This is a genomic window from Nocardia sp. bgisy134 (assembly GCF_057708325.1).
Genome location: NZ_JBYIRW010000007.1, coordinates 54,486 through 67,477, shown reverse-complemented (window position 1 = coordinate 67,477; position 12,992 = coordinate 54,486). Strand labels below are relative to the sequence as shown.

Below are 12,992 nucleotides of genomic sequence, written 5' to 3'. Positions count from 1 at the left end.
TTCCCACGACGTAGAGGATTGGTGTGGCCGAATGCGAGTTTCCGCTCCGATAACCATGTCGGCCCTCGTTGTCGCTGGTCTGGTCGCTACCGGATCGGCGGCGCACAGCACTACCTCGAGCGCGCCGCCACAGGCCCCGGAAGCGCTGCTGGCCGCGTCCGCCGGGCGCGGCGGCACGGGCAACGGCACGGACACCGGACCCGAAGACACTTTGTCTCGGACAGTAGGGCTGCTACCGGTCGCGCCGGACTCTCCCCGCAAACTTCGAGCTATGACTCCGCCAACCGATGGGATGCCGCTTTTCGGCGGGAGGGTCCCCCTGCACGACGTCACGTTGCCCTCGGTCGGCGGGGCGCTCGGCATTCCCGAGATCGTGCTGGCCGCGTACCGGAACGCGGAGCTGGCGCTGGAGTCTTCGATGCCCGGGTGCGGCTTGCCGTGGAATCTGCTGGCGGGCATCGGGCGGATCGAGTCCGCGCACGCGGGCAACGGTCGCACCGACGCGGCGGGCACGACGGTGACCCCGATCTTCGGCCCCGCGCTGGACGGCACGTTGCCCGGCAACGAGATCATCAAGGCCGCGGACGGCAGGTACGTGCGGGCGATCGGCCCGATGCAGTTCCTGCCCGGCACCTGGGGTCTCTACGCCGCCGACGGCAACGGCGACGGCGTCGCCGATCCGCACAACGTCTTCGACGCCACCCTGGCCGCGGGCAAATACCTGTGCTCGGGCGGCCTGAACCTCCGCGATCCCGCGCAGGAGCTCCGCGCGGTGCTGCGTTACAACAACTCGATGTCCTACGCGGCCAACGTGTTGAGTTGGTCGGCGGCCTACCGCACCGGCGGCAGCCCGAGCCAGGTCAACATCTCCCCGGAACTCATCCCGCCCGGCTCGGCGCCGATGATCACGGTGGGCCCGGACGTGTCCGCGGTGCAGACGACCCTGCCCACCACCACGTCGCCCGCGGATCGGCCGTCGGCGCCGATTCCGCTGGCTCCGGCGCCGACCCAGGTGATGATCACCATCCCCGGATTGCCGCCGATCCCGTGCGGCATCTTCTGCCCGGCACCGCCGCCGCCCGCCAACCCGTGCGAACAGGTCGCGGTGCCCGCGCCGATGCCGCGGCCGGGCGAGCCAGGGCGCCCGCTCGGGCCTGGCCAGGAATTCGGTGCGGAGCCTCGCGACCCGAACGCCCCGGCCGAGGCCAGGGAACCGCTCGACCCGAACGATCCCGTCCGCGTCGAGAAACCGCAGCCGAATCCGGTGTGCACGCCGCAAGCGCAGGGCCAGCCCGCACCCCAGGCGAGTCAACCCCAGGCGGGTCAGCCCGCGCCCCAAGCGGGCCAGCCCGCGCCCGCGCCTGCTCCCGCCGAGGAGCAGCCGAACCCGGAGCCGGAGGTCGCCAAGACCCCCGAACCCGCGCCCGCCGAGCAGCCGACCGTCGCTCCCGCCCCGACCCAACAGCCCGGCATCACACTGCCGTTCGGCATCGTCATCCCGTTGCCGCCTGCTCCGCCACAAGGCTGAGACCAAACCTCGGGACAGATCACGAAGCAGTAACAAAAAGATCTCGAATGCGGTAATCTCTCCTTCGTCCACGAAGGGCTCGTCAGCGGGCCTTTGTGCAACGAGGAGGGTCACCACACCGTGGGGCGTCACCGCAAGCAATCGCCTGCTCCTATCAAGCGCGGCTCCGTAATCGCACTGACCGGATTGGTTCCCGCCGGATTCGTGGCCTGCGCCGCGGCGTCCGATCTGGATTCCGATCAGGCCGCCGTTCAACTGCTCCCCGGCGACGATCAGGACGCGCTCGGCGTCAGATCCGCCGATTCGATCGAGTTCGTCGCGCACGCCATGGCCGAGCAGCGCACGGCCGTCCCGCCGGTCGTGAAAACCGTTGCGCTGCCCGCCGATCGGGTGAAGTCCGACCTGCCCGCCGGACAGCTCGGCGTGCCCGGCGTCGCGATCGCCGCCTATCAGAACGCCGAGCGCAGGCTGGACGCGGAGAACCCGGTCTGCGAGATGCCGTGGACGCTGCTGGCGGGCATCGGGCGCGTCGAGTCCACGCATGCCTTCGGCGGCAAGGCCGACGCCGACGGCAACCCGCTGAGCCCGGTCTACGGCCCGGTCCTGGACGGCTCGCTCGCGGGCAACAACGTCATCAACGACAGCGACGACGGCGCGCTCGACGGACTCGCGGGCTACGACCGCGCCGTCGGCCCGATGCAGTTCCTGCCCCAGACCTGGAAGCGCTACGCCGCCGACGGCAACGGCGACGGCATCGCCGACCCGCAGAACCTCTTCGACGCCGCGCTGACGGCCGGTAAGTATCTGTGCGACGGCGGATTGAACATGCGTGACCTGGCTCAGCAGTCGCGCGCCATTCTGCGCTACAACAACTCCATGGCCTATGTGGCGAACGTCATGGCATGGTCGAATTCCTACGGCAACGGGGTCGCACCCAAGCCCGCGCAGCTGCCGCGGATCTGATCCGCCTAAAATTTCCGTTATGCCAGTGGTAACGGAATCGGACGTGCGGGGTGCGCTCGCGAAGGTCGACGACCCGGAGATCCGGAAGCCGATCACCGAACTGGGCATGGTGAAAAGCGTCGCGATCGACGCCGGAAGCAATGTCCACATCGAGGTCTACCTGACGACGGCGGGCTGCCCGCTGCGTACCGAGATCACCCAACGGGTCACCAAGGCGGTGGCGGACGTCCCCGGCGTCGGCGCCATCTCCGTCGACCTCGACGTGATGAACGACGAGCAGCGCACCAGCCTGCGCAAGCAGCTGCGCGGCGACTCGGCCGACCCGGTGATCCCCTTCGCTCAGCCGGGCTCGCTGACCCGCGTGTACGCGGTCGCCTCGGGCAAGGGCGGCGTCGGAAAATCCTCGGTCACCGTCAATCTCGCGGCCGCCATGGCCGCGCGCGGCCTGTCCGTCGGCGTGCTCGACGCCGACATCTACGGCCATTCGGTGCCGCGCATGCTCGGCACCGCGGCCAGGCCGACCCAGGTCGAGCGGATGATCATGCCGCCCGTCGCGCACGAGGTGAAGGTCATCTCGATCGCCATGTTCACCCAGGGCAACACGCCCGTGGTGTGGCGCGGCCCGATGCTGCACCGCGCGCTCCAGCAGTTCCTCGCCGACGTGTTCTGGGGCGATCTGGACGTCCTGCTGCTCGACCTGCCGCCCGGCACCGGCGATGTGGCCATCTCCATCGCCCAGCTGATCCCCAATGCGGAGATCCTGGTCGTCACCACCCCGCAGCTCGCCGCCGCGGAGGTGGCCGAGCGGGCGGGGTCGATCGCGCTGCAGACCCGTCAGCGGATCGCGGGCGTGGTGGAGAACATGTCCTGGCTGGACCTGCCCGACGGCAGCCGGATGGAGCTCTACGGCTCGGGCGGCGGTCAGCGAGTCGCCGACAGCCTGACCCGCGCGGTCGGCGCGACCGTGCCGCTGCTCGGTCAGATCCCGATCGAGCAGGCGGTGCGCGAGTCGGGCGACGAGGGCACGCCGATCGTGCTGCGCGATCCGGCGAGCGCGTCGGCCAAGGCGCTGGTCGAGGTGGCCGACAAGCTCGCGGTACGCCGCCGCGGCCTGGCGGGCATGTCGCTCGGCATCGACACCACGCGGCATCTGTAGCGTCCTCGCGAAATCGGTTCCCGCCCGGGCGATCGCCTGTGCTCGGTCGTGAACAAGCATGTCGGAGGGGCGGAATAAGCTCGTGTCATGCTCACGCTGCTGTTGTACGTGCTGATCGTCGGCCTGGTGGCCGCGGTGCTGTTCCTGCTCGCGAGTGCGATCTTCGGGCGCGGCGAGGAACTCGGCCCACTGCCCGAGGGCACGACGGCCACCGTGCTGCCCGCCGAGGGCATCACCGGAGCCGATGTGCGCGCCTTGCGCTTCCAGCAGGTGGTGCGTGGCTACAAGGCCGGCGAGGTGGACTGGGCGCTGGCCAGGCTCGCCGCCCGGATCGACGAGCTCCAGCTGGAACTCGCCCATGCTCGCGGTGACGCGGCGGCCCGCGGCCTGACCGTCGAGAAAAGCGCGGACAGCGCGGCGCGCCAGGACACCGCCGCGGCGCCTCGCCACGACACCGGGCGCACGGCGTCGCCATGGCCCGCCCCGAGCACCCCCGAACAGCCGTGACCACCCCGCTCGCCGACGACGGCATGATCCGCTGCCCGTGGGCGGAATCGTCTCAGCTCTATCGCGACTACCACGACTTCGAATGGGGCGAACCGCTGCGCGGCCCCGACGCCATGTTCGAGCGGGTCTGCCTCGAGGCGTTCCAGTCGGGCCTGTCCTGGATCACGATCCTGCGCAAGCGCCCGGCCTTCCGTTCCGCGTTCGCCGAATTCTCGATCGACCGCGTCGCCGCGTTCGGCGACGCGGACGTCGCCCGCCTGCTCGCCGACGCAGGCATCGTCCGCAACCGCGCCAAGATCGAAGCGGCGATCGCCAACGCGAGGGCAGCCCAGGCGCTCGACCGCGGCCTCGACGAGTTGATCTGGTCGTTCGCGCCGCCGCCGCGCCCGCGTCCGCGGACCATCGCCGACGTGCCCGCGACGAGTCCCGAATCCATAGCTCTGGCAAAAGAATTGAAGCGGCGCGGGTTCCGTTTCGTCGGGCCGACGACCGCCTATGCGCTGATGCAGGCAACCGGAATGGTCGACGATCACCTAGCCGATTGCTGGGTCGGAAGTGACCCGCACAACACCGCTCGAGCGGTCACATTTCGAACTCAGGTATCCGTCCACAACGGCGATAGGGAAGAATAGGACCGGTGTAGCTCGCCAAATGCCGGTGAGCTACCTGGTTGGTGACAACTGTAGTTCCAAGAAAGTGCGCAGAAAACCGCGCAGATCTGGAGGGAGCAGAGGATGGCGGCCATGAAGCCCCGCACCGGGGACGGTCCCCTCGAGGCAACCAAGGAAGGGCGTGGAATCGTTATGCGGGTTCCACTCGAGGGTGGCGGGCGTCTGGTCGTCGAACTCACGCCGGATGAAGCAGCGGCGCTTGGTGACGAATTGAAGAGTGTCACCAGCTAGTCCCTCGGCACTCGCTGATGTGGCAGGTCTGCTGGCCTGCCCGGAATGCCGTCTCCCGCTGGAGGCGGTGGACCGGGCGCTGCGCTGCGGTCGCGGCCACAGTTTCGACATCGCCAAACAGGGCTACGTCAGCTTGCTGACCGGTGCGTCGACCAAGATGTCGGGCGACACCGCGGCCATGCTGGACGCCCGCGCCGCCTTCCAGGGCGAGGGGCATTTCGCGGCCATCGCCGCCGCGGTGGCCACCGCGGTCGGCCCGGTCGGCGATCGGGCCGCGACCCTGCTGGAGGTCGGCGCGGGCACCGGCTACTACCTGGCCGCGGCGCTCGACGCCGCACCCGGGGCCCGTGGCATCGCGCTGGACGTGGCCAAACCCGCCGCCCGCCGCTGTGCGCGCACCCATCCTCGCGCCGCAGCGGTGCTCGCCGACGCCTGGCGCGGCCTACCGGTTCGTGACGGTGTGCTGGCAGGAGTGCTTTCGGTGTTCGCGCCACGCAATCCGGCGGAAGCGGCCAGGGTGCTCGACGCGGACGGCCGCTTCGTCGTCGCCGCGCCGACCGCCCGTCATCTGGCCGAGTTGATCGATCCGCTAGGGATGGTCACCGTCGACCCGGACAAGGATCGCCGCATCACCGAGTCCATGTCGGGCTTGTTCGAAGAAGTCGATCGGGCCGTCGTCGAGTATTCGATGAAGCTCGAACGCGCCGAGGTGGCCGATGTCGTCGGAATGGGTCCCTCGGCGCATCACGCCGAACAGGCCCGCGATCCCCGCCTCGCGGCGCTGCCGGAGCACATGGAGGTCACCGCTTCGGTCACGGTGTCGACCTATCGTCGCCGTCGCTGACCACGCGCCACAGCCCGTTTCACGGCTTGAGCACGTGCTCGTACACCTCGACGGTGCGTTCCGCGATCCGCGACCAGTCGAATTCCGCGATGGCTCTTGCCCGTCCGGTCGCGCCGAACTCGGCGGCGAGGATCGGGTCGCCCGCGACCTCGTTGACCGCGGCCGCCAAGCCCCGCTCGTACTCCTCGGCCGCGCCTGCGTCGTAGTGCACGAGCCTGCCGGTGCCGCCGTCGACGACGACCTCGGGGATGCCGCCGACGTCGGAGGCGACGACCGCGGTCGCGCAGGCCATGGCCTCCAGGTTCACGATGCCGAGCGGCTCGTACACCGACGGGCAGACGAACACGGTCGCGGCCGCGAGTATCTGCCTGATCTGCTCGGTGGGCAGCATTTCCCGCACCCAGAAGACGTTCCCGCGCTGCCGCTGCAACTCGGCGACCGCGGCGGCCGTCTCGTCCTCCAGTTCCTTGGTGTCGGGCGCGCCCGCGCAGAGCACCAGCTGGATCTCCGACGCGAACTCGCGCGCGGCGGCGAGCAGGTGGCCGACGCCCTTCTGCCGGGTGATGCGGCCGACGAAGGCGACGATCGGCCGGTCGGCCGCCACCCCGAGCTCGTCGAGGATCGGACGTTCGCCGGTGGCGGGCGGACTCGGCCGCCACAGCGTCGCGTCGATGCCGTTGTGCACCACGTGCACCCGGCTCGGGTCGATCGCCGGGTAGGCGTCGAGCACGTCTTGGCGCATGCCCTCGCTCACCGCGATGACGGCGTCGGCATGCTCCATGGCGTTGCGCTCCGACCACGAGGACAGCCGATAGCCGCCGCCGAGCTGTTCGGCCTTCCACGGCCGCCGCGGCTCGAGCGAGTGCGCGGTGAGCACGTGCGGAACGCCGTACAAGGTGGCGGCCAAGTGTCCGGCGAGACCGGTGTACCAGGTGTGTGAGTGCACCACGTCCACATCGCCCGCCGCGTCGGCCATTCGCAGCTGCGCCGACATCATCTGCAACGCGGCGTTGGCGGCGTAGAGCGTCGAGTCCGGCTGGTGCACGACGGCGTCGGTGCGCTCGGCGCCCATACAGTGCACGGTCACCTCGCAGAGCCTGCGCAATTCGGCGGTCAGCTGGGTGACGTGTACGCCCGCGCCGCCGTACACCTCGGGTGGGTATTCGCGGGTCAACATCGCGACGCGCAACCGGTCCCGGATGTCCTCCGGCTCGCCGGATCCCGTCGCCGAGCGCCCGTCGTCCGTGCCGAAACTCACCGATCCAAACTAGACGCTCGGCTCGGCGGGAGCCACCCGCGCCATGACTTCACGGTAGTTTGGGCACTGTGAGGAGCCAGCCGCACGTACTCGGGATCGTGCTCGCCGGTGGCGAGGGAAAGCGCCTGTTTCCACTCACCGCGGACCGCGCCAAGCCAGCGGTCCCCTTCGGCGGCGCCTACCGCCTGATCGACTTCGTACTCAGCAACCTGGTGAACGCGGGTTACCTGCGCCTGTGCGTGCTCACCCAGTACAAATCGCATTCGCTGGACCGGCACATCTCCCAGACCTGGCGACTGTCGGGATTCGCGGGCGAGTACATCACCCCGGTGCCCGCCCAGCAGCGCCTCGGCCCGCGCTGGTACACCGGCAGCGCCGACGCGATCATGCAGTCGCTGAACCTGATCTACGACGAGGACCCGGACTACATCGTGGTCTTCGGCGCCGACCACGTGTACCGGATGGACCCGGAGCAGATGGTCTCCCACCACATCGATTCCGGCGCTGGCGTGACCGTGGCCGGCATCCGGGTGCCGCGCAGCGAGGCCAGCGCGTTCGGCTGCATCGATTCCGACGAGTCCGGTCGCATCATCCAGTTCCTGGAGAAGCCCGCCCATCCGCCCGGCACGCCGGACGACCCGAACGTGACCTTCGCGTCGATGGGCAATTACGTCTTCACCACCAAGGTGCTGGTCGATTCGATCCGCGCGGACGCCGAGAACTCCGATTCCGATCACGACATGGGCGGCGACATCATCCCCGCGCTGGTCGCGGCGGGCCAGGCCGCGGTCTACGACTTCGCCGACAACGAGGTGCCCGGCGCCACCCAACGCGACCGCGGCTACTGGCGCGATGTCGGGACCATCGACGCCTTCTACGACGCGCACATGGACCTGGTCTCGGTGCACCCGGTGTTCAACCTCTACAACAAGCACTGGCCGATCCGCGGCGCCGCCGAGAACCTGCCGCCCGCCAAGTTCGCCCAGGGCGGGCTGGCCCAGGAGTGCATCGTCGGCTCGGGCAGCATCCTGTCCGCCGCGACGGTGCGCAATTCCGTGCTGAGCTCCAATGTGATGGTCGACGACGGCGCCACCGTCGAGGGCAGCGTGCTGATGCCGGGCGTGCGCATCGGCCGTGGCGCGGTGGTGCGCCGCGCCATCCTCGACAAGAACGTGGTGGTCGGCGAGGGCGAGATCATCGGCGTCGATCTGGACCGCGACCGCGATCGTTTCGCGGTGAGCAAACGCGGCGTGGTGACCGTCGGCAAGGGCGTCTGGGTCTGAGATTCCCTGCGAACGCAGGTGATTCGCTATGACCGGCGGCGATGCGAGGCCCGCGGCTCCGGTTCACGCGGCGCGGCTCCGGTTCACGGTGACGTGGGCGGTGCGGTGCAGAACGGCTGACAGGAACCGGGCGTGCGCGGTGTCGTCGGCCGCGACCGGTCGCCGAAATCGGCGGTGTTGACCAGGATCGCGAGCACGATCGCCAGCACGAGCAGGATGCCGAACACCACCGTCGCGCCCGCCCACTCCTCCGTGCGATTCCTCGGTCGGTCGTCGTCGTCGTTCCAGAACATCGGCTCGTCCTCCGCGCTGCCCCGGGCTCACCCAAACACACCGCGGGCCGCTCGGCTATCGAAATCGCGAACAGCACGCGGAATTCGACGCTGCGCGTCAGGGCATTCGGCGCTGTGAGTCAGAGCATTCGGGCCCGCGCGTCAGGGCGCGGGCGGGGGCGGCGTCGCCGGGCAGAATGGCTCACAGGGTCCGGTGGTCGGCACCACCTTCGCGGGACCGGTGTCGAAATCGGCATTGCTCACCACGAGCAGTACCAGCACGACGAGCAGAATCGCGACCGCGAAAAAGCCCAACCCGGCCAGAACCCAATTCACCGAACCCTTTTCCTTGACCACATGTCCGACATGGCCGTAATGGACGATTTCCGCGGCGTGATCCCACATCGCCAGACCTCCGAATTCGCTTGCGGCGCCGGGGGTTTTCGGACGCGAGTCGCGCGATGACGCACGGGGTCGCCCGCACCCCGGCTGATCTCCGGATACCCGGGACGGACGCGCTGAATCATCGAATGCCGGTGGATCAGGCGGCGTTCGTGGTCGATCGGATTCGCCACGGCGGCATGCTGTTCTGTCGTCGCGCCGCGAACGGCATCGCGCGCGTGCGCGCTATCCGCGTGAGGCGCAGAGCAATCCGTCGCCGACGGGGATCAGCACACAAGTCAGTTCCGGATCCTCCGCGATGGCGCGGGTGGCCGCGCGCACCGCCTGGGTCGCCGGGTCGCGCTGGCTCGGGTCGGGGACGCGGCCGCCGAGCAGCGCGTTGTGCAGGATGATGGCGCCGCCGTCGCGCAGCAGCCGCACGGCTTGGGCGACGTACTGCGGATGCTCGAGCGGCGCGGCATCGATGAAGACCAGATCGTAGGCGCCGTCGGCGAGGCGGGGTAGCACGTCGAGCGCGCGCCCGTTGATCAGCCTGGTCCGCGCGGGCGGGATGTCGGCGGCGCGGAACGCGTCCTTGGCCGCGCGCTGATGCTCCGGCTCGGAATCGATCGTGGTCAGCGTGCCGTCCTCGCGCATGCCGTCGAGCAGCCACAGTCCGCTGATGCCCGCGCCGGTCCCGACCTCGACCACCGCGCGCGCACCGAGCAGCTGGGCGTACATGCTCAGCAGGGCCCCGACCGACGGCGGCACCGGTGCCGCGCCCAGCTCGGTGGCCCGTTCGCGCGCGCTGACGAGGATCTCGTCCTCCACGACGGATTCTTCCACGTAGGAGAGATTTCGCTCCAGGTTCGATGCCACGCCTAAGAGGCTAATGCGGGGCGGGTTGTCTCGGCGTTCCGACAACACGCTTTCTCCAGGGATCCGTTTTCTCAGGTGTCCCTCAGGATCTCCATATCCCCGCCATATCGGGACAGGAAAGAGTAAGGGCACGCAAGACCAGCCGACCGCGATACGCGGGACGCGGGAACAACGACATACAGGTGTCGGTTGTATTCCGTACGCGACGGTTCGAGACCCGAACCGAAACGGGAGTCCCGAGTTTACGGTCCCGAGCAGGAGGTAGCCCCATCCACATGGTCAAAGGTTCGTTTGCGGCTCCGCATGGGCACTCCGAGTACGCCACCCTCCCCGACCACATCATGCCGTTCGAGGCCGAGCAGGCCGAGGACCTCGATATCGAGCTGACCGGCACCGCCGCGTTCGACGCGACCGGCGATCGCTCGGTGATGCCGTCCTGGGACGAGCTGGTCCGCGAACACGCCGACCGGGTCTACCGGCTGGCCTACCGCCTGTCCGGCGACGCGCAGGACGCCGAGGATCTCACCCAGGAGACCTTCATCCGCGTGTTCCGTTCGCTGTCGAACTACCAGCCGGGCACCTTCGAGGGCTGGCTGCACCGCATCACGACCAACCTGTTCCTGGACATGGTGCGCCGTCGCAATCGCATCCGCATGGAGTCGCTGCCGGAGGACTACGACCGCGTGCCCGCCGAGGGCCCCGGCCCCGAGCAGGCCTATCACGACGCGCGCCTCGATCCCGACCTGCAATCCGCCCTCGACGCGCTGGCGCCGGAGTTCCGCGCCGCCGTCGTGCTGTGTGACATCGAGGGTCTGTCGTACGAGGAGATCGGCGCTACGCTCGGCGTGAAGCTGGGCACCGTGCGCAGCCGGATCCACCGCGGCCGTCAGGCACTGCGCGAGCACCTTGCGCATAATGGATCTCAGCAGCGGTTCGCCGCTGACGCGAACATCGGGTGATTCGCCGGGCACCGGCGACGCCCGGGCCAGAGGATGTCGTTGGAAGGGTGAGCACCGCATGAGTGGCGAGTCCAGCACGTCCGGTCGTCCCACGAATGGGGCGGACCGCCGGACGCCAGGCAGGTCACCGCGCTTCGCGCCCACCGAACACCTGGCCAGCGAGGCGATCGTCGCCTTCGTCGACGGCGAGCTGCGCATGAACGCGTATCTGCGCGCCGCCCAGCATCTTTCGGTCTGTCCGGAGTGCGCGGCCGAGGTGGACGCGCAGCAGCAGGCGCGGATCGCGCTGCGCCAGTCCGGCCCCATCTCCATCCCCACCGGCTTGCACGACAGCCTGACCCGTATTCCGCTCGCCGAGTTGCCCGGCGGCGCGTCGAACAACCCGGGTCAGCCGTCCGGGAACGCCCGCAGCGAGGCAGTTTTCGGTTTTCTGCCGGATTCGTTCACCGCGACCCGGTGGACCACGTGGTGGCGCAAGTAGAGTTTGGCGCGTGACCACCGAATCGACGAACACCGGATCTGTGTCGGACTCGCGGCCCACCGCCAGTGACACCTCCGATTCGGCGGCCAACAGGGGGAACCTGAGGCCGTCGGACGCGCCCGTGCTCGGGCCGCGACCGGTCGTCAGACCCCACGTCGACACCCACACCGCGCGCGCCTTCCGCCGTCCGTCGGGCATTTCCGGTTCGTTCGCCGACGACACCCCGCCGAGCACAGGCGCAGGCGCGCCCGTGCTCGGCCCTGAGCTGCACAACCGGCCGCCCGACGCGGTGCTCGCCGAAGCGTTCGGCAGGCCCGAAGGCTCCGACGAGCTGCTCCAGCGCGACCCCGACGCGGCCGAAGCCGCCCCCGTGGCCGCGGGTCCGGCGGACCCGTGGCGCGATCCGACCGCCGGCGCCCGCCTCGGCGCCCCCGCGGTGCCGACACCGCAGCCCGCGCCGCTGCCCCAGTCGCACAAGCTGAGCGTGCGCGAGGTGCTCTTCGGATCCAGGATCGCGCCCAAGGCGCTGGCCCTGCTCGCCGTGATCGCGCTCGGTATCGGCGTCCTCGGCGGCCTGATCGGCAGGCTCACCGCCGAGCAGACCACCAACCTCACCTCGCGCAAGGTGACCCTGGAGCAGACCGACAGCATCGAGCGTCCGCACGGTCTGATCGCCGAGGTCGCCAACGCGGTGCTGCCCTCGGTGGTCTCCATCCGGGTCACCGTGGGCGACAACGGCGCCACCGGCTCGGGCGTTGTCATCGACGGCGCGGGCTACGTGGTGACCAACAACCACGTCATCTCGATGGCCGCTCAGGACAAGAGCAACCGGGCCGCCATCCAGGTCACCTTCTCCGACGGCAGCCGGGTGCCCGCGAACATCGTCGGCCGCGATCCCAAGACCGACCTCGCGGTGCTCAAGGTCGACGTGAAGAATCTCACGGTGGCCAGGCTCGGCAAGTCCGGCGATGTGCAGGTGGGCGACGACGTGCTGGCCATCGGTTCGCCGCTCGGCCTGAGCAAGACCGTCACCTCCGGCATCGTCAGCGCGCTGCACCGCCCGGTGAAGCTCTCCGGCGAGGGCAGCGACACCAACGCGGTGATCGACGCCGTGCAGACCGATGCCTCGATCAACCCGGGTAACTCCGGTGGCGCGCTGGTCGACATGGACGGGCGGGTCATCGGCATCAACACCGCGATCCGCAGCGAGACGGGCGGCTCGGTCGGCCTCGGCTTCGCCATCCCGGTCGACACCGTGACCGAGGTCGCGCAGAGCCTGATCCACACCGGCAAGATGAACCACCCGATGATCGGCATCTCGGCCCGCACCAAGACCGTCGCCAACGAGGTGATGAGCGGCGCGGCGGTGGCCGACGTGGCGCCGAACGGTCCCGCGGCCAAGGCGGGGATCGTCGAGGGCGACGTGATCGTCCGGGTCGGCGATCGGGAGGTCACCGGGCCGGAGGAGCTGACCGTCGCGGTGCAGTCCCGCGCGATCGGCGAGACGGTGAACGTGCAGTTGATTCGGGACGGCAGGCAGGTGGACGTGCCTGTGACGTTGGAATCCGACTGACCCGCT

At 69.5% G+C, this 12,992-nt stretch carries 15 protein-coding genes; 11 read left to right on the top strand and 4 right to left on the bottom strand.

The window, feature by feature from the left end; genetic code table 11:
• Positions 1–31: 31 nt before the first annotated feature.
• The 7 genes from AC3ERS_RS14510 to AC3ERS_RS14480 all read left to right on the top strand — a co-directional run bounded on the left by AC3ERS_RS14510 (position 32) and on the right by AC3ERS_RS14480 (position 5,900).
• Positions 32–1,528: a lytic transglycosylase domain-containing protein gene (locus tag AC3ERS_RS14510; RefSeq protein ID WP_431967575.1), complete on the top strand. Its 1,497-nt coding sequence runs from the start codon at positions 32–34 to the stop codon at positions 1,526–1,528.
• A gap of 120 nt (positions 1,529–1,648) precedes the next feature.
• Complete coding sequence (locus AC3ERS_RS14505; protein ID WP_431967573.1) at positions 1,649–2,491, top strand: lytic transglycosylase domain-containing protein; 843 nt, start codon at positions 1,649–1,651, stop codon at positions 2,489–2,491.
• A gap of 19 nt (positions 2,492–2,510) precedes the next feature.
• A complete protein-coding gene (locus tag AC3ERS_RS14500; RefSeq protein WP_431967571.1) occupies positions 2,511–3,647 on the top strand; it encodes an Mrp/NBP35 family ATP-binding protein in 1,137 nt (378 codons plus the stop codon).
• An 87-nt stretch (positions 3,648–3,734) separates the two neighbouring features.
• Positions 3,735–4,154 (top strand): DivIVA domain-containing protein, encoded by a 420-nt coding sequence (locus AC3ERS_RS14495; protein WP_431967569.1) that lies wholly within the window; start codon positions 3,735–3,737, stop codon positions 4,152–4,154.
• Positions 4,121–4,786 (top strand): DNA-3-methyladenine glycosylase I, encoded by a 666-nt coding sequence (locus AC3ERS_RS14490; protein WP_431967567.1) that lies wholly within the window; start codon positions 4,121–4,123, stop codon positions 4,784–4,786. Before AC3ERS_RS14495 ends, AC3ERS_RS14490 begins: the two co-directional genes overlap by 34 nt.
• A 102-nt stretch (positions 4,787–4,888) precedes the next feature.
• Positions 4,889–5,056, top strand: coding sequence for a DUF3117 domain-containing protein (locus tag AC3ERS_RS14485; protein ID WP_011211259.1), 168 nt, complete (start codon positions 4,889–4,891; stop codon positions 5,054–5,056).
• A gap of 19 nt (positions 5,057–5,075) precedes the next feature.
• Positions 5,076–5,900: a putative RNA methyltransferase gene (locus AC3ERS_RS14480; RefSeq protein ID WP_431967565.1), complete on the top strand. Its 825-nt coding sequence runs from the start codon at positions 5,076–5,078 to the stop codon at positions 5,898–5,900.
• Between the two features lie 19 nt (positions 5,901–5,919).
• Here the strand turns inward: AC3ERS_RS14480 and glgA are convergent, their stop codons facing one another.
• On the bottom strand, positions 5,920–7,089 hold the full coding sequence (gene glgA / locus AC3ERS_RS14475; RefSeq protein WP_431967973.1) for a glycogen synthase: 1,170 nt from the start codon (positions 7,087–7,089) through the stop codon (positions 5,920–5,922).
• 137 nt (positions 7,090–7,226) lie between these two features.
• Between glgA and glgC the strand changes: the two genes are divergently transcribed.
• Entirely contained in the window at positions 7,227–8,441 is a 1,215-nt protein-coding gene (gene glgC, locus AC3ERS_RS14470) for a glucose-1-phosphate adenylyltransferase (protein ID WP_431967563.1), read from the top strand.
• 83 nt (positions 8,442–8,524) lie between these two features.
• Here the strand turns inward: glgC and AC3ERS_RS14465 are convergent, their stop codons facing one another.
• The 3 genes from AC3ERS_RS14465 to AC3ERS_RS14455 form a co-directional block, all read right to left on the bottom strand.
• Positions 8,525–8,734, bottom strand: a complete 210-nt coding sequence (locus tag AC3ERS_RS14465) for a hypothetical protein (protein ID WP_431967561.1) — start codon at positions 8,732–8,734, stop codon at positions 8,525–8,527.
• Between the two features lie 141 nt (positions 8,735–8,875).
• Positions 8,876–9,118, bottom strand: coding sequence for a hypothetical protein (locus AC3ERS_RS14460; protein WP_431967559.1), 243 nt, complete (start codon positions 9,116–9,118; stop codon positions 8,876–8,878).
• 222 nt (positions 9,119–9,340) lie between these two features.
• Positions 9,341–9,973 carry an O-methyltransferase gene (locus tag AC3ERS_RS14455; protein WP_067845300.1) on the bottom strand — a complete coding sequence of 211 codons (633 nt, stop codon included), beginning with the start codon at positions 9,971–9,973 and terminating at the stop codon, positions 9,341–9,343.
• Between the two features lie 341 nt (positions 9,974–10,314).
• On the opposite strand from AC3ERS_RS14455, the gene sigE reads away from it, so the two are divergent.
• From sigE to AC3ERS_RS14440, 3 genes are read left to right on the top strand one after another with little or no spacing between them, the layout of a single operon-like run.
• On the top strand, positions 10,315–10,932 hold the full coding sequence (gene sigE, locus AC3ERS_RS14450) for an RNA polymerase sigma factor SigE (protein ID WP_431967971.1): 618 nt from the start codon (positions 10,315–10,317) through the stop codon (positions 10,930–10,932).
• A 58-nt stretch (positions 10,933–10,990) separates the two neighbouring features.
• The gene (locus AC3ERS_RS14445) at positions 10,991–11,413 is read left to right on the top strand and encodes a hypothetical protein (RefSeq protein ID WP_431967557.1); all 423 of its coding nucleotides are present in this window, start codon (positions 10,991–10,993) and stop codon (positions 11,411–11,413) included.
• A gap of 10 nt (positions 11,414–11,423) precedes the next feature.
• On the top strand, positions 11,424–12,986 hold the full coding sequence (locus AC3ERS_RS14440; protein ID WP_431967555.1) for a S1C family serine protease: 1,563 nt from the start codon (positions 11,424–11,426) through the stop codon (positions 12,984–12,986).
• Positions 12,987–12,992: the final 6 nt, after the last annotated feature.